Origin of the sequence: Shinella sp. AETb1-6 (genome assembly GCF_009826875.1) — a bacterium.
GTDB lineage: Bacteria > Pseudomonadota > Alphaproteobacteria > Rhizobiales > Rhizobiaceae > Shinella > Shinella sumterensis.
On the sequence record NZ_WUMM01000003.1, the window covers coordinates 204,110 to 218,764 of the forward strand.

Consider the following 14,655-nt stretch of genomic DNA (forward strand, 5'->3'; position numbering starts at 1 on the left):
ATGGCGACGCTGGATGTCTATCGGCAGAAGCGGGATTTCAAGGCCACGTCGGAGCCGCGCGGCAGGAAGGTGCGAACGGGCGGCAACAGTTTTGTCATCCAGAAGCACGATGCCACACGGCTGCACTATGATTTTCGCCTCGAAATGGACGGCGTGCTGAAGAGCTGGGCGGTGACGAAGGGTCCGAGCCTGGTCCCGACCGAAAAACGACTTGCCGTGCATGTGGAGGATCATCCTCTCGACTACGGCGACTTTGAAGGGACCATTCCCAAGGGTGAATATGGCGGCGGCACCGTCATCGTCTGGGATCGTGGCACATGGGAGCCGATCGGCGACGTGCGAAAAGCCTATGCAAAGGGACATCTCGAATTCACGCTCGACGGTGAAAAGCTGCACGGGCGCTGGCATCTCGTGCGCATGCACGGCAAACCCGCCGAGAAGCGCGAAAACTGGTTGCTGATCAAGGGCAATGACGAATTCGCCATGCCTGAAGGCCAGGACGACCTGCTCGAGGAGCGGCCTGAATCGGTGAAAACGGGACGCGAGATCGCGGATGTCGCCGGAGAGGAGCCCGGGTGGTCGTCGAAGACCGGGCGTATCCGGAAGCCATCGGGAGCGAAAACGCAAAAAAAGACCGCGACGCGGGAGGACACGGCCGAGCCGGCGCCGGACCCATCCGATATCAAGGGCGCGCGCAAGGCGACACTGCCGGATTTCCTGCCGCCGACGCTGGCAACGCTCGCCAGCGCGCCGCCGGCCGGCGAGCGATGGCTGCATGAGATCAAGTTCGACGGATATCGCCTTCAGGCCCGCATCGAGGCGGGCCGAGTCAAGCTGCTCACCCGCAGCGGCCTCGACTGGACGAAGAAATTCGGCAAGGCCGTACCGGATGCCCTGCGGGACCTGCCTGTCGGTACGGCCATCCTGGATGGCGAGCTTGTCGTCGAGACTGGCGCCGGCGCATCCGATTTTTCCGCTTTGCAAGCCGATCTCAGCGCGGGCCGCGACGATCGTTTCACCTTCTATCTTTTCGATCTTCTCTATCTCGACGGGTACGACCTGACCCGTCTGCCGCTTGAGCAACGCAAAAGCCTGCTCGAAAAGCTCGTCATGGGAACAGAAGGACCTTTGCGCTACAGCGGCCATTTCGACGAGAATGGCGCGCTCGTTCTACGCCATGCGTGCCGCCTCAGTCTGGAGGGCGTGGTATCGAAGCTGCGCGATGCGCCCTATCGGGCCGGCCGCAGCAAGGGCTGGATCAAATCGAAATGCTCGGCCCGACAGGAGTTCGTCATCGGCGGCTACGTGCCGTCCACCGTCTCCCGCAAGGCGATCGGGTCCTTGGTGCTCGGCGTCTACAAGAAGGGTAAGCTGGAGCCGGTCGGTCGTGTCGGCACGGGGTTTTCCGCACTCGTCGCGGAGGATATCTTCAAGCGTCTCTCGCGCTTGCGGACGGAGGAAAGCCCGTTCGGACGAAAGCTGACGGCGGAGGAGGCGCGCCAGGCCCGCTATGTGCGGCCCGAGCTGGTGGCGGAGGTGGAATTCCGGGCCTGGACGGCCGATGGCCACCTTCGGCACGCATCCTTCCGCGGTCTGAGGGAAGACAAGCCCGCACAGGAGGTCGTTGCCGAGATGCCCAAGTCGACGAAAGCCAAGGCGGAGAAAGCGCCAAAGCCGCAGCGCCGTACCGTGCGCCTCACGCATCCGGACCGGGTCTACTGGCCGGCAGAAGGCGTCACAAAGGAAGGGCTCGCGGATTATTATACCGAGGTCTGGCGCTATATCGCGCCGCATATCGTCGGCCGCCCGCTCGCGCTCCTGCGCGCGCCGAGCGGCATCGATGGGCAGACCTTCTTCCAGAAACATGTCTGGAAGGGCATCAATGCGAACATTCTCCAGGTGCAGGACCCCGCGGAAAAGGACGACGAGCCCTATGTCGCCATCAACGAGCTCGACGGCCTGATGGGTCTCGTTCAGGCTGCGGTGCTTGAAATCCACCCTTGGGGCTCGACGCTCGCCGACTGGGAGCGGCCCGACCGCATCATCATGGATCTCGATCCCGGTGAAGGCGTCGACTGGCAGGCTGTCATCGACGCTGCAGAGGAGACGCGAAAGCGCCTCGAAGCGGCCGGGTTGAATGCCTTCGTAAAAACCTCCGGCGGCAAGGGTTTGCATGTCTGTGCACCGCTCAAGCCGTCTGCGCGCTGGCCGGCCGTCAAGGCATTCTGCAAGGGCATCGCCGATGCCATGGCAAAAGACAGCCCCGGCAAATATGTCTCGACCATCACCAAGTCGAAGCGCCGCGGAAAAATCCTGATCGACTACCTGCGCAACCAGCGCGGTATGACGGCGGTCGCGCCATACTCGACCCGAGCCCGGCCCGGTGCCGCCGTTTCCATGCCGCTGGCCTGGGAGGAACTCAGCCCCGATATCGGCCCGGCCTACTTCACGGTCGACAACACACCGACCCGTCTCCAGTCGCTAAAGGCTGATCCATGGGCGGATTTCACCGAGGCCGCCCGGCCGTTGAAGGCTTCAAAGCAGAAGGCCTGATCCTACTTGCCTTTGCCCTCGGCCTTGATGCTCTTGCGCAGGGCGTCCATGATGTTGATGACGTTGCCGGACGTTTTCGGTTGAGCCTTGCGCGCGGCCGGGCGCTTGCGCCCCTTCTTCTTGGCGGCGATGATATCGAGCAATTTCGCCTGCACGGGATCGTCGACCATTTTCGGATCCCAGGCCTTGGTGCGCTCCTTGATCAGCGTCTTGACGAGGGCGAGCGCCTTCGAGTCCGGTTTCGCCTGCTTGAGATCGGAAAAATACTCCGCCTCATTGCGCACCTCGTCGCCGTAACGCAGGGTCCACAGCACGATGCCCTTGCCCCGCGGCTCGAGCATCACTGCCCGTTCGCGGCGATAGAGGACGAGCCGGGAAATGCCGACGGTGCCTGTCGATGCCATGGCTTCGCGGATGACGGAGAACGCCTCTTCGCCGACCGTGTCGTTCGGTACGAGGAAATGCGGCGAGTCGTACCAGATCCACTCGATCGTCTCGCGCGGCACGAAGGTCTCGATATCGATCGTGCGCGTGCTTTCCAGCGCCACCGCCTCGATCTCGTCGTCCTCCAGCATGACGTAGTCGTCTTCGCCGCGCGGATAGCCTTTCACCTCGTCGTCCTCACCGACTTCCTTGCCGGTGACGGCATCGACATAGCGGCTGACCACCGGATTGCCGGTCTTGCCGTTCAAGGTGCGAAAGCGAACCTTGTCTTCCTGGGAAATCGCCGGCGACATGGCCACAGGGCATGTCACCAGCGAAAGCTTGAGATAGCCCTTCCAGAAGGCACGCGGTGCCATCAATCCTTCCTTTCAAGAGGCAGATGCTTGGACAGAGCAAAACGCTCGGCGAACGCGATGTCTTCCTGCGTCACGATCGGGATGGGATCGGACAGGATGGCGAGCAGGGTTTCGCGGGAAATGGAGTCTTCTTCGATCGCGTCCATAAGCGCACCGCGGGTCTCACGCTCCGCCCGCAGCAAAGCCGCCAGCGCCAGGATCAGCCTGTCCTTGTTGTCCATGAAAACCTCCGCAGTCGCATGCTTCCGGAGATAATGCCGAATGGACCCATCGGTTCCTCAAACCGGCGCGCCAGCTTTTCGTTTTGCTCGTTTCGCAAGAGGAATCAGTCGGGTTCGCGGGTGAAGTCCTCCGGCTCTTCCTTGAACGTGGACATGGCGCGAAGGGTCAGCAGCGTCACGACGGACAGCACGATTGCCGTGTCGTAGGATCCGAGCCCGACGGAGGTGCCGATGGCGCCCGTCGCCCAGAGGCTTGCGGCCGTCGCGGTGCCGCGCACGCTGTTTTTCACCACGAGGATCGCGCCGCCCCCTATGAACCCCATGCCGGTGATCAGCCCTTCGACGATGCGCGCCGTCGCCTCGGCGTTGCCGTTGATGAGCGGTTCCGCCGCCTGCACGAATCCGCAGCTTGCGATGGCCACAAGCGGGAAGGTCCGCAATCCCGCACTGCGCTCATGACGTTCCCGGTCCCAGCCAATAGGCAGTGCCAGAACATAGGCGGTCAGCAGGGCGCCGAGATGAGGCAGCACGTCGAGATTGATACCAATGCTCTGCAGCCATTGCATGAGGGGATCCTTGAGTCAGGTTGGATTAGACCTCCAGATATTGTCGCTGCGCCTCACGGCAAGATCACCAGGGCTCACATATTTCATTTGCGTGCTTGGCGGAAAGCAGATCTGACGCAAATCGTCGCTCCAATGCTCATAGATTGGCCTGGGAGGCACCGGTAGTATCGGAATAACACCCGCTTCGACGTCACACGACCTATCCTGCCGCGGTAACCATCAAGGCAAGGGAGGATATATGATGGCGAAGATTCTCATGATCACCGGCGACTTCACGGAAGACTATGAAACCATGGTCCCGTTCCAGACGCTTCTGGCCTGCGGCCATAGTGTCGATGCCGTCTGCCCCGGCAAGAAGGCTGGCGACACGGTAAAGACCGCGATCCATGACTTTGAAGGCGATCAGACCTATTCGGAAAAGCCGGGGCACAATTTCGCTTTGAACGCCGATTTCTCCGCCGCCGACCCCGCCGGCTACGATGCACTGGTCGTTCCCGGCGGCCGGGCGCCGGAATATCTGCGCATGAACCCGGATGTGCTCGCCAAGGTGAAGCACTTCTTCGACGCGGGCAAACCGGTCGCCGCGATCTGCCACGGTGCGCAACTGCTGGCAGCCGCCGGCGTTCTCAAGGGGCGCACCTGCTCGGCTTATCCGGCCTGCGCCTATGAGGTGACGGCGTCGGGTGGAACATTCGCCGATATCGCGGTGACAGAAGCCGTTACGGATGGCAATCTGGTGACAGCACCGGCATGGCCCGCGCATCCGGCATGGCTCAAGCAGTTTCTGGCAATCCTGTAGAGCTTGTTACCTGTGGAGTGATGCGAACAGCGTGGCTCCATCGGATCGAGACATATCCGGACTGCGCCGGCATTCAAGGGAAGGAGGCCTTTGCAATGTGCGAACTCTTCATCAAGGCCGATGCCAGCCAATGGCAAAGTCGAACGCACAGCCTGAGAATAGACGGCGTCGCCACCTCGATCCGCATCGAGAACCATTTCTGGGATACGCTGACCGAAATCGGACTGCGCGACGGCATGACCGTCGCGCAGCTGATCACGAGGTTGTGGCACGAGGCGATGGATGCCGATCACGACCTCGGCAATTTCACCTCGTTTCTGCGGGTGTGCTGTGCCCGATATCATGCGCTCATCGCAGCCGGCGAGATATCGGCGGACCTCAACGTTCCCATCGCCGACCACGCGGCGCGGGAAATCCTCGCCCGGGAAGCTCAGCGCCGTCATGCCGTGATCAACTGACCGGATCGCGGCCCAGCGGCTTCCGCACATTCTTCGAATTGCCGCCAAACCGATCCTGTGCCACGATGGGTGCAGGAGGAAAAGCGGATGGTGTCGACATTGTCGCACATACGGGAGATCGAGCGCGTCGGCATGGGCGCGGTCAGCCCGCGGGATGCGCCCGTCGTCCAGTCCTGGCTGCGCTGCCTCAACGATTACAAGCTCGACCCGACGGTCGCGCAGGAAGCCTACATCGTTCCCGAACTGAAGCTGCGCGAACATCGCGAGCAGGCGGAGGAGCTGATCCGCATCGGCCGGTCCGGCCTCGAAACCCTGTTCAACCAGATCGCCGAGCAGAACTATGTGCTGCTCCTGTCGGACGCGCGCGGCGTGACCGTCGACTTCATGGGTGATCCGACCTTCGACAACCAGCTGCGCCGGGCGGGTCTCTATCTCGGGTCTGAATGGTCGGAGAGCCGGGCGGGCACCTGCGCGGTCGGCGCCTGCCTCGTCTCCGGCGAGCCGGTGATCATCCATCAGGACGACCATTTCGACACCAGCCATATCGGCCTCACCTGTACCGCCGCACCCGTTTTCGATACGCTGGGCGACCTGACCGCCGTCCTCGACATATCCCAGCTCCGCTCGCCGACGGCCAAGGCTAGTCAGCAGCTTGCGCTGCATCTCGTGGCCTCCACCGCGCGGCGCATAGAGCTTGCCAACCTGATGACCCGTACCCGCAACGATTGGGTGCTGCGGCTTGCACGCTCGCCTGAATTTCTGGATGTCGACCCGGATGCGGCCATCGCGCTCGATGGCAGCGGCCGCATCACGGGTATGACCCACGGGGGCTTCGGTGCGCTCGCGCGGTCCATGAACCTGCGTGACCTTTCCACGCGGGATTTCCTGGGGCAGCCGATTTCGCAGGTTTTCGATATCGATATCGACGATTTGCCCCGGTTCATGCGCGGCCGGCCCAACGGTGAGCGGTTGATCCAGGCGCGCAACGGACTTGTGCTGTTTGCCAGCGCCATCGCGCCCGCCGTCAATCTGCGAACGCCCGTCGCTCCCGAACCGCGCCTGCCGCGGGCGCTGCGCGATCTGAGCGGCGGGGATGTCGCCATGGAGCGCGTGCAGGCGCGTGCGGCAAAACTTTCCGCCCGCGACATTCCGATCCTCATTCAGGGCGAGACGGGCAGCGGAAAGGAGTTTCTGGCGCGCGCGATCCATGACAGCTGCGCAAATCCGGGCAGCTTTGTTGCGGTCAACTGCGCGGCGATCCCGGAGCATCTCATCGAATCCGAACTCTTCGGCTATGCCCCCGGCGCCTTCACCGGTGCCAATCCGAAGGGCAAGCGCGGCCTGATCGAAGAAGCGAGCGGCGGAACGCTGTTCCTCGACGAGATCGGCGATATGCCGCTTGCCCTGCAAAGCCGGCTCCTGCGGGTGCTCGCCGAAAACGAGGTTCAGCCTGTCGGCGCGCTCAAGGCGCGGCCGGTGCGCCTGCGCGTGGTCTCCGCCTCCCATCGTGATCTCGCCGAACTTGTGAAGGAGGGCCGCTTCCGGCAGGACCTCTATTATCGGCTCAACGCCGCGACGCTCAGCCTGCCGCCGTTGCGCGACCGAACCGATCTCGACTGGCTGATCGGGCAACTCCTCGGGCGCATCGAGAAAGAAAATGGCGAGGCCTATCGCCTCGACAAGGATGCGCGCGCGGCGCTTCTGGCGCATGCCTGGCCGGGCAACCTGCGGGAGCTTGCCAATGCGCTGCGGGTTGCGGCGGCCCTTTCGGACGGCGGTCACATCACGCTGGATTGCCTGCCCGATCACATCTTCACCGTGCCTGCGCCCATCGCTGCGGACGATGATGCCTCCTTGCGCCGCGCCCTGAGCGAGTGCGGGGACAATGTCTCGGCGCTCGCCCGCAAACTCGGCGTCAACAGGTCCACGATCCATCGCCGCCTGAAGCGGCTCAACTGATGCAGCACCTGCAACACCTGTTGCAGGCGATCTGTTGCATTTGTCGGAAGCGTGTAGGGCGTTTCCTTGCAAGATCCTGATAATGTTAAACAAATAGGCACTCCGGTTTCTGGCACGACGCTTGCTGTCCCTCCTGTGCAAGGACAACATCAGGAGGGAATACCCATGAAAGCTCTGCGCTTTCACGCTGCCAAGGATCTGCGTATCGATACGATCGATCCTCCGCCATCGCCCGGCCCGGGCGAGGTGCTGGTCGAAAACCGCTTTTGCGGGATTTGCGGCACGGATCTGCATGAATATGCCTATGGTCCGATCTTCGTTCCCAGGGAACCGCATCCCTTTACCGGCGCGCACGGTCCGCAGGTTCTCGGTCATGAATTCGGCGGCGTCGTCAAGGCGGTCGGCGAGGGCGTCGGCCACGTGAAGCCGGGCGACCGGGTTTCGGTCCAGCCGCTCATCATGCCGCGCCGCGGCGACTACTACGCCGACCGCGGTCTCTTCCACCTGAGCAGTGACCTCGCGCTCGTCGGCCTTTCCTGGCATTCCGGCGGCATGGCGCAAGCCGCGCTTCTGAACGACTACAACGTCCAACCCATTCCCGACGAATTGAGCGATCAGGAGGCCGCCCTCATCGAGCCGACCGCGGTTGCCGTCTACGCCTGCGACCGCGCCGGTGTGACCGCCGGCAACAGCGTTCTTGTGACCGGTGCGGGGCCGATCGGCATTCTCGTCGCCATGGCGGCGCGGGCGGCCGGGGCCTCGCAGATATTTCTTTCCGACCTCAACGATACGCGGCTGGCGCTGGCCCGTGAAGCGCTGGGCGAGGTCCGCGCCATCAATCCGAAGACGGAGAAGGTGGGAGACGTCATCCGCGCCGAGACCGAAGGCGGCGTGGGTTGCGACGTCGCCATCGAATGCGTCGGCAACGAGCATGCGCTGAAGAACTGCGCCGATGCGGTACGCAAACAGGGCGTCGTGGTGCAGACCGGGCTTCATCCGGGTGAGAATCCGTTGAACTGGTTCGACGTCACGTTCAAGGACATCGATATCCGCGGGTCCTGGGCCTATCCGACCCATTATTGGCCGCGCGTCGCCCGGCTGATTGCCAGCGGCCAGATCCCGGCAAGCCGGATCGTCACGAAGTATGTCTCGCTCGGCGAGGCTGTCACCGAAGGGTTCGACCAGCTGCTCGACCCTGCCGGCCGACATCTGAAGATCCTGATCGACCTGTCGCGATAGGTCGGTCCGTTCTGCGGGACGGTTGAGGAGCCGTCCCGTTTTCCCACTGAGCAGGAGGAGAAACTATGCTCGAGAAAACCCCCACGACCCGCGTCCAGACGCTTCTCGATACGCTCGGCGCCGCCCTTGCCGCCGGCCGTATTGACGAGGCCGTCAATCTCTTCGCCGAGGAATGCTACTGGCGCGATCTCGTCGCCTTCACCTGGAACATCAAGACGGTGGAGGGACGCGATCAGGTGCGCGACATGCTGCAAGCGCAGCTGTCGACGGCCAAACCGTCCAGCTGGCGCGTCGCTGCCGGCGAGGAGGCGACGGAAGCCGACGGCGTGCTGGAAAGCTGGATTACCTTCGAGACGGCCACCGGGCGCGGCTATGGCCTCGTGCGCTTCAAGAACGGTCTGATCTGGACGTTGTTGACGGCACTTTCCGAGCTGAAGGGCCACGAGGAAAAATCGGGTTTCACCCGCCCGCTCGGCGCCAAGCATGGCCAGGACCTCGGTGCCAAGACCTGGAAGGAGGAGCGTGAAGAAGAGGAGCGCACGCTCGGTTACGAAAAGCAGCCCTATGTCGTGATCATCGGTGGCGGGCAGGGCGGCATCGCGCTCGGCGCGCGGCTGCGCCAGCTCGGCGTGCCCACCATTATCCTGGAGAAGAACGACCGGCCCGGCGACAGCTGGCGCAAGCGCTACAAGTCGCTCTGCCTGCACGACCCCGTCTGGTATGATCATCTGCCCTATATCGACTTCCCGAAGAACTGGCCCGTCTTCGCGCCGAAGGACAAGATCGGCGACTGGCTGGAATTCTATACGAAGGTGATGGAGCTGAACTACTGGACGCGCTCCACCGCCAAGTCAGCGAAATGGGACGAGGCAACGAAAGAGTGGACCATCGTCGTCGACCGCGATGGCGAAGAGGTGGTGCTGCGGCCGAAGCAGCTGGTCTTTGCCACCGGCATGTCCGGAAAGGCTAATATCCCTGACTTCAAGGGCCGCGAGCGGTTCCGCGGCGAGCAGCACCATTCCTCGCAGCATCCCGGACCGGATGGCTACAAGGGCAAGAAAGTCGTGGTGATCGGCTCGAACAACTCTGCGCACGACATCTGCGCCGCCCTTTACGAGGCCGGTGTCGATGTCACGATGATCCAGCGGTCGACGACCCATATCGTCAAATCCGACACGCTGATGGATATCGGCCTCGGTTCGCTCTATTCCGAGCAGGCCCTGGCGAATGGGGTGACGACGGCGAAGGCCGATCTCATCTTCGCGTCATTGCCCTACCGGATCATGCACGAGTTTCAGATCCCGCTCTATGACAAGATGCGCGAGCGCGACGCCGACTTCTACGCGGCGCTGGAAAAGGCGGGCTTTCAGCTGGATTGGGGCGCGGATGGTTCGGGTCTCTTCATGAAGTATCTGCGCCGCGGCTCCGGCTACTACATCGATATCGGCGCCTCGCAGCTGATCATCGATGGCAAGGTGAAGCTGGCGGCGGGCCAGGTCGAGGAAATCACGGAGAATTCCGTGAAGCTCTCGGGCGGCAAGGAGATCCCGGCCGATGTCATCGTCTATGCGACGGGCTACGGCTCGATGAACGGCTGGGTCGCCGATCTCATCGACCAGGAGACGGCCGACAAGGTCGGCAAGGTATGGGGGCTTGGCTCGGATACGCCCAAGGATCCCGGTCCGTGGGAAGGCGAGCAGCGCAACATGTGGAAGCCGACACAGCAGGAAGCCCTCTGGTTCCATGGCGGCAATCTGCACCAGTCGCGCCACTATTCGCAGTACCTCGCCCTGCAACTGAAGGCGCGACTGGAGAACATTCCCACTCCGGTCTACGGCCTCCAGGCCGTTCATCACCGAAAGTAGAGTGCGTCAAAGCAGGCGGCCCGCCGAGGGCCGCCTGCCGTCACTGCCGATAGGCAAGCTTCCGGAGACGCAAGTGCGCAACCATTTCAGAACCACGAACCTCTAGTGGGTTGCCGGCAACCGTTTCTCGGTTTTCGCATCAAAGAGATGGACGCTGTCCGGGTTGCCGCGGAAATGAAGGGTCTCACCCACCTGAAGCGTGCTGTTGCGGGGAAATTCGACGCTCAGCATCTTCGAATGCCCGATTTCAATGTAGCCGTATGTCTGGCTTCCCAAGCGTTCGGCGACAACCAGTTCCCCGCTGAACCATGCCTCCTCGGGCGAACATTGCACGAGATCTTCGGGCCGCAGGCCCACAACAACCGGTCTGCCCGCGTTGGAAGCGCCCGCGGCTCCGTCGAATTTGACCGTCCGGCCAAGGACCTCGATCGCGCCCGCCGAGAGGTTTGCAGGAATTGTGTTCATGGTCGGGCTGCCGATGAAACGCGCGACGAAGAGGCTGGCCGGGTTGTGGTAGAGTTCCAGCGGCTTGCCGATCTGCTCGACAACCCCGCTGTTCATGACGACGATGCGGTCTGCGAGCGTCATCGCTTCCACCTGATCATGCGTGACATAGATGGTGGTCGCCTTCATCCGGTTGTGCAGCTTGGCGATTTCCAGGCGCATCTCGACCCGCAGCGCGGCATCGAGGTTTGAAAGCGGTTCATCGAAGAGGAATGCGGCCGGCTCGCGAACGATTGCGCGCCCCATGGCGACGCGCTGGCGCTGTCCGCCCGACAGCTGGGCCGGCCGCCGTTCGAGGTAATCCGTGATCTTCAGGATTTCCGCGGCGTGCTGGACGCGTCCGTTGATGTCCTCGTCCTTGTTTCCCCGCATCTTGAGGCCGAAGGACATGTTCTCCCGTACGCTCATATGCGGATAAAGGGCATAATCCTGGAAGACCATTGCGATATTGCGCTCGGCGGGCGGCAGCAGGTTGACCACCCTGCCTTCGATATTGAGTTCTCCCCCCGTGATCTCCTCCAGGCCGGCAATCATGCGCAAAAGGGTGGATTTACCACAGCCGGACGGACCGATGAGCACCAGAAACTCGCCGCTCTGTATGTCGATGTCGATATCATGAATGACTTTCAGATTGCCGTATGACTTCTGGATTTCCTTCAGTGCAATTCCAGCCACGATTTCCTCCTAAGCGCAACTTTCGTGCTTGACGATCATTATCGATGTCAATATCGATAATGATAAGTTCAAGAATACGCAACAGCTCAGGCAGGTCATGATGGCGTATTTTCCACCACGGCAGACGAACACCAAATCGCTAAAGTCAGGCGCGGCGTTCGATGCGCTGAAGCGCGACATCATGTTGGGCGTGCTCGAGCCTGGCACCGGTTTGACCGAGCTGGAGCTTGCCGCCCATTTCCAGTGCAGCCAGGGGACGGTCCGCGAAGCGTTGCTGCAGTTGCAGGAAGAGGGGCTTGTCCTGCGGAAGGGCCGTCGCGGAACGCAGGTGTCCGAGTGTACGGAGGACGAGGCGATCGAGATGTTTCGGCTGCGCCAGCAGATCGAGGGCAACGGCATGGTGCGGGTGATGCGCTCGCCGAGCCGCACCTTGATCAAGGATCTCGGTGAGTTGCTGAACAAGATGCTGAAGGCAGCCGCCGCCGCCGATGAGCTGGAGCTCGCTTCGTTCGACCGCGATTTCCATCGCCGTATTTTCGAGGATGCCAATCTGCCGGCGCTCGATCCGATCCTGCATCGTTGCCTGGTTCACAACCATCGTTTCAAGATCTCCCGCAGTCCGATGTCCCGCGATCTGGAAGCGACCGCACTTCGCCACCGCAGCATCATCGAGGCGATCGAGAGCGGAGACCCGCGCCGCGCAACGGTCTCCATGCAGCATCATATTGCAACCATCGTCGACCTCGGTCCGGAGGTGTTCCCGGAGGCGGTGCAGTGAGCGACGGTCCGGGCCTGACCGGCGTGCTGTCGCCTGAAACCGTTGCCTTGGTCGAAAGGACTTTGGCGGAGCTCGGGCCTTTGCCGGATCCGACGACATTGCCGCCGGCCGAAGGGCGGGCTCAATCCCTGCTTGCCAACGCGCGCTGCAACGTCGACTTGCCGCCCATGCACCGGGCGTCCGAGATATGGCTCGACGAAGATGCCGAACTCGGCGCTGCGCGGTGTCGTGTGAGGGTCCTTGTGCCGCCGGATGCAGGCGTGGGCGCCATACTCTTTGTACACGGCGGCGGTTTCGCTTTCTGCTCGCCGGAAACGCATGAGCGCTGCGCCCGCGTATTGGCGATCGAAAGCGGCCTGCCTGTCGTATTGCCCGATTACCGGCTGGCCCCCGAACATCCCTTTCCGGCCGGCCTGAAGGACGTCATTTCGGTCCTTCGCAGCATTTTCGATGCGACGGAGAGCGTTGGCGTTTCGCGCGGTCCCCTGCTGGTATCCGGTGATTCCGCCGGTGCGAACCTCGCGCTTGCGGCGATGTTGCACGAGCAGGTCGCAGGACGCGGCCTTCCGGACGGCGCGCTGCTTTTCTATGGCAATTACGCCCGCTCGTTCGAGACGCCGTCCTACATCCGCTTCAGCGAGGGGCCCGGCCTGACCCGGGGTAAGATGCAGCGCTACTGGTCTTTCTATGCCGGCGGGCAGGAAATTGAGGCGGACCCTTTGGCATGCCCGCTGGTTGCCGGCGATGCCGAGTTGGCAGCCTTGCCACCGCTGCATCTGATGGCGGCGGCAGTCGATCCGTTGCTGTCGGACACCTTGATGCTGAGCGATCGTCTCAAGGCGCTCGGTCGAGACGACGAACTGAGCATCGTGCCCGGCGTCATGCATGGCTTCCTGCAAAACACATACGAACTGTCTGCCGCACGGGAGGCTCTGGCGGCGGCGGGGCGTGCAGCAAGGCGGCTAACCGGCCGCTCTTGAACTATCAACTCGGAGGAGGAACACATGAAATTTTTGAAGACATTGGCGCTCGGCGCGGTTTTGGCGGCATCCGCCGCGTTTACCCAGGCCCAGGCGGAAACCGTTCGCTTCTGGTATCACTTCGACAATCCGGCCAATCCCATGGGCGATCTTGTCAAGAAGTTCGAGGCTGCCAATCCGGGCATCACCATCGAAGCCGAGAACGTGCCGTGGAACAGCTATTATGACAACCTCTACACATCGCTGGTCGGCGGTAACGCGCCCGACGCGGCGATGGTCAAGCTTTTCGCCCAGCCTCGTCTTGTCGAGATGGGCGCGCTCGAACCGCTCGCAGAGCGGATCGATGCCTGGCAAGGCAAAGCCGACCTGCTCGACAACCTGCTTGATCTGAACAAGGGGCCCGACGGCACGCAATATTACCTGCCGATACAGTATGTCGTTCTTTATCTCTACTACCGGACGGACCTGTTCGAGGCCGCCGGCTTGCAACCGCCCAAGACCTGCGAGGAGTTCCGCGACGCGGCCATCAAGCTGACGAAGGCGCCCGAGACTTACGGCTTCGGCCTGCGCGGCGGCAAAGGCGGTTGGGACCAGTGGGGCGCATTCGTGATGTCGCAGGGCGCCGAACTGAAGCCGGGCGGATTGGTCAATCCCGAAGCGATCGCGGCAAACCAGTGGCTGATCGACCTGTTCCAGAAGGACAAGGTCATTCCGCCGTCCGCCCCGAATGATGGTTTCCAGGAAATCATCGCCGCCTTCAAATCCGGCAAAACGGCGATGACCATTCACCATATCGGCTCTTCGAAGGACCTGGTGGCCGCGTTGGGCGACAAGGTTTCCGCCGTGCCGGTGCCGGCGTGCGGAAAAGGACGCTGGACGTCCTACGGTGACGAGTCGCTCGCGATCTTCTCGAATTCCGAAGTGAAGGATGCCGCATGGAAGTGGATATCCTTCCTGGCCGAAGGCGAGAACAATGTCGCATTCAACAGCGCGACAGGCCAGATGACCGTCACCAAGAGCGGCTCCGCCGACTGGAAGCTGCATGAACGGCGATTTGTCGATGCAACGATCGAGTCTCTGCCGTTTGCAAAGGTTCTGCCCCAGACTTCCGCCGTTTCGGAGTTCGTCAACACGGCATGGCAGACGCACATGCAGCAGGCGCTCACCGGGCAGATCACCGCGGCGCAGATGATGGAACAACTTCAGACGCTGTTTGCCGAGTAACACACGCTACCGCATTGCCCCGGCATCCGTGTCG

13 protein-coding genes are annotated in these 14,655 nt (G+C 62.3%); 9 read left to right on the forward strand and 4 right to left on the reverse strand.

Features of this window, described 5'->3' with window-relative positions:
* Complete coding sequence (gene ligD / locus GR158_RS06620; protein ID WP_160870639.1) at positions 1-2,553, forward strand: DNA ligase D; 2,553 nt, start codon at positions 1-3, stop codon at positions 2,551-2,553.
* A gap of 2 nt (positions 2,554-2,555) precedes the next feature.
* Here the strand turns inward: ligD and GR158_RS06625 are convergent, their stop codons facing one another.
* The 3 genes from GR158_RS06625 to GR158_RS06635 form a co-directional block, all read right to left on the reverse strand.
* The gene (locus GR158_RS06625; protein ID WP_134646702.1) at positions 2,556-3,353 is read right to left on the reverse strand and encodes a Ku protein; all 798 of its coding nucleotides are present in this window, start codon (positions 3,351-3,353) and stop codon (positions 2,556-2,558) included.
* On the reverse strand, positions 3,353-3,574 hold the full coding sequence (locus GR158_RS06630) for a hypothetical protein (protein WP_134646704.1): 222 nt from the start codon (positions 3,572-3,574) through the stop codon (positions 3,353-3,355). Before GR158_RS06630 ends, GR158_RS06625 begins: the two co-directional genes overlap by 1 nt.
* A gap of 104 nt (positions 3,575-3,678) precedes the next feature.
* A complete protein-coding gene (locus GR158_RS06635; protein WP_134646706.1) occupies positions 3,679-4,140 on the reverse strand; it encodes an MgtC/SapB family protein in 462 nt (153 codons plus the stop codon).
* A 238-nt stretch (positions 4,141-4,378) separates the two neighbouring features.
* On the opposite strand from GR158_RS06635, the gene GR158_RS06640 reads away from it, so the two are divergent.
* The 5 genes from GR158_RS06640 (at position 4,379) to GR158_RS06660 (ending at position 10,460) form a co-directional block, all read left to right on the forward strand.
* On the forward strand, positions 4,379-4,939 hold the full coding sequence (locus tag GR158_RS06640; protein ID WP_134646708.1) for a DJ-1/PfpI family protein: 561 nt from the start codon (positions 4,379-4,381) through the stop codon (positions 4,937-4,939).
* A 95-nt stretch (positions 4,940-5,034) separates the two neighbouring features.
* The gene (locus GR158_RS06645) at positions 5,035-5,397 is read left to right on the forward strand and encodes a ribbon-helix-helix domain-containing protein (protein ID WP_134646710.1); all 363 of its coding nucleotides are present in this window, start codon (positions 5,035-5,037) and stop codon (positions 5,395-5,397) included.
* Positions 5,398-5,484: 87 nt separating this feature from the next.
* Positions 5,485-7,356 (forward strand): sigma-54-dependent Fis family transcriptional regulator, encoded by a 1,872-nt coding sequence (locus GR158_RS06650; protein ID WP_160870449.1) that lies wholly within the window; start codon positions 5,485-5,487, stop codon positions 7,354-7,356.
* A gap of 165 nt (positions 7,357-7,521) precedes the next feature.
* On the forward strand, positions 7,522-8,595 hold the full coding sequence (locus GR158_RS06655) for a 2,3-butanediol dehydrogenase (RefSeq protein WP_160870450.1): 1,074 nt from the start codon (positions 7,522-7,524) through the stop codon (positions 8,593-8,595).
* A 65-nt stretch (positions 8,596-8,660) separates the two neighbouring features.
* The gene (locus tag GR158_RS06660) at positions 8,661-10,460 is read left to right on the forward strand and encodes an NAD(P)/FAD-dependent oxidoreductase (RefSeq protein ID WP_160870451.1); all 1,800 of its coding nucleotides are present in this window, start codon (positions 8,661-8,663) and stop codon (positions 10,458-10,460) included.
* Between the two features lie 102 nt (positions 10,461-10,562).
* Here the strand turns inward: GR158_RS06660 and GR158_RS06665 are convergent, their stop codons facing one another.
* A complete protein-coding gene (locus GR158_RS06665; RefSeq protein WP_160870452.1) occupies positions 10,563-11,639 on the reverse strand; it encodes an ABC transporter ATP-binding protein in 1,077 nt (358 codons plus the stop codon).
* Between the two features lie 28 nt (positions 11,640-11,667).
* Here GR158_RS06665 and GR158_RS06670 point away from each other — a divergent pair, with 28 nt between their 5' ends.
* The 3 genes from GR158_RS06670 to GR158_RS06680 all read left to right on the forward strand — a co-directional run bounded on the left by GR158_RS06670 (position 11,668) and on the right by GR158_RS06680 (position 14,621).
* Positions 11,668-12,417, forward strand: coding sequence for a GntR family transcriptional regulator (locus GR158_RS06670; RefSeq protein WP_230639956.1), 750 nt, complete (start codon positions 11,668-11,670; stop codon positions 12,415-12,417).
* Positions 12,418-12,497: 80 nt separating this feature from the next.
* A complete protein-coding gene (locus GR158_RS06675; RefSeq protein ID WP_246665557.1) occupies positions 12,498-13,397 on the forward strand; it encodes an alpha/beta hydrolase in 900 nt (299 codons plus the stop codon).
* Between the two features lie 24 nt (positions 13,398-13,421).
* Positions 13,422-14,621 carry a sugar ABC transporter substrate-binding protein gene (locus tag GR158_RS06680; protein WP_160870454.1) on the forward strand — a complete coding sequence of 400 codons (1,200 nt, stop codon included), beginning with the start codon at positions 13,422-13,424 and terminating at the stop codon, positions 14,619-14,621.
* Positions 14,622-14,655: the final 34 nt, after the last annotated feature.

Bases quoted from the DNA above. Each gene is read 5' to 3' on its own strand.
- ligD (WP_160870639.1), top strand. From the start codon at position 1: ATGGCGACGCTGGATGTCTATCGGCAGAAGCGGGATTTCAAGGCCACG.
- GR158_RS06625 (WP_134646702.1), bottom strand. From the start codon at position 3,353: ATGGCACCGCGTGCCTTCTGGAAGGGCTATCTCAAGCTTTCGCTGGTG.
- GR158_RS06630 (WP_134646704.1), bottom strand. From the start codon at position 3,574: ATGGACAACAAGGACAGGCTGATCCTGGCGCTGGCGGCTTTGCTGCGG.
- GR158_RS06635 (WP_134646706.1), bottom strand. From the start codon at position 4,140: ATGCAATGGCTGCAGAGCATTGGTATCAATCTCGACGTGCTGCCTCAT.
- GR158_RS06640 (WP_134646708.1), top strand. From the start codon at position 4,379: ATGATGGCGAAGATTCTCATGATCACCGGCGACTTCACGGAAGACTAT.
- GR158_RS06645 (WP_134646710.1), top strand. From the start codon at position 5,035: ATGTGCGAACTCTTCATCAAGGCCGATGCCAGCCAATGGCAAAGTCGA.
- GR158_RS06650 (WP_160870449.1), top strand. From the start codon at position 5,485: ATGGTGTCGACATTGTCGCACATACGGGAGATCGAGCGCGTCGGCATG.
- GR158_RS06655 (WP_160870450.1), top strand. From the start codon at position 7,522: ATGAAAGCTCTGCGCTTTCACGCTGCCAAGGATCTGCGTATCGATACG.
- GR158_RS06660 (WP_160870451.1), top strand. From the start codon at position 8,661: ATGCTCGAGAAAACCCCCACGACCCGCGTCCAGACGCTTCTCGATACG.
- GR158_RS06680 (WP_160870454.1), top strand. From the start codon at position 13,422: ATGAAATTTTTGAAGACATTGGCGCTCGGCGCGGTTTTGGCGGCATCC.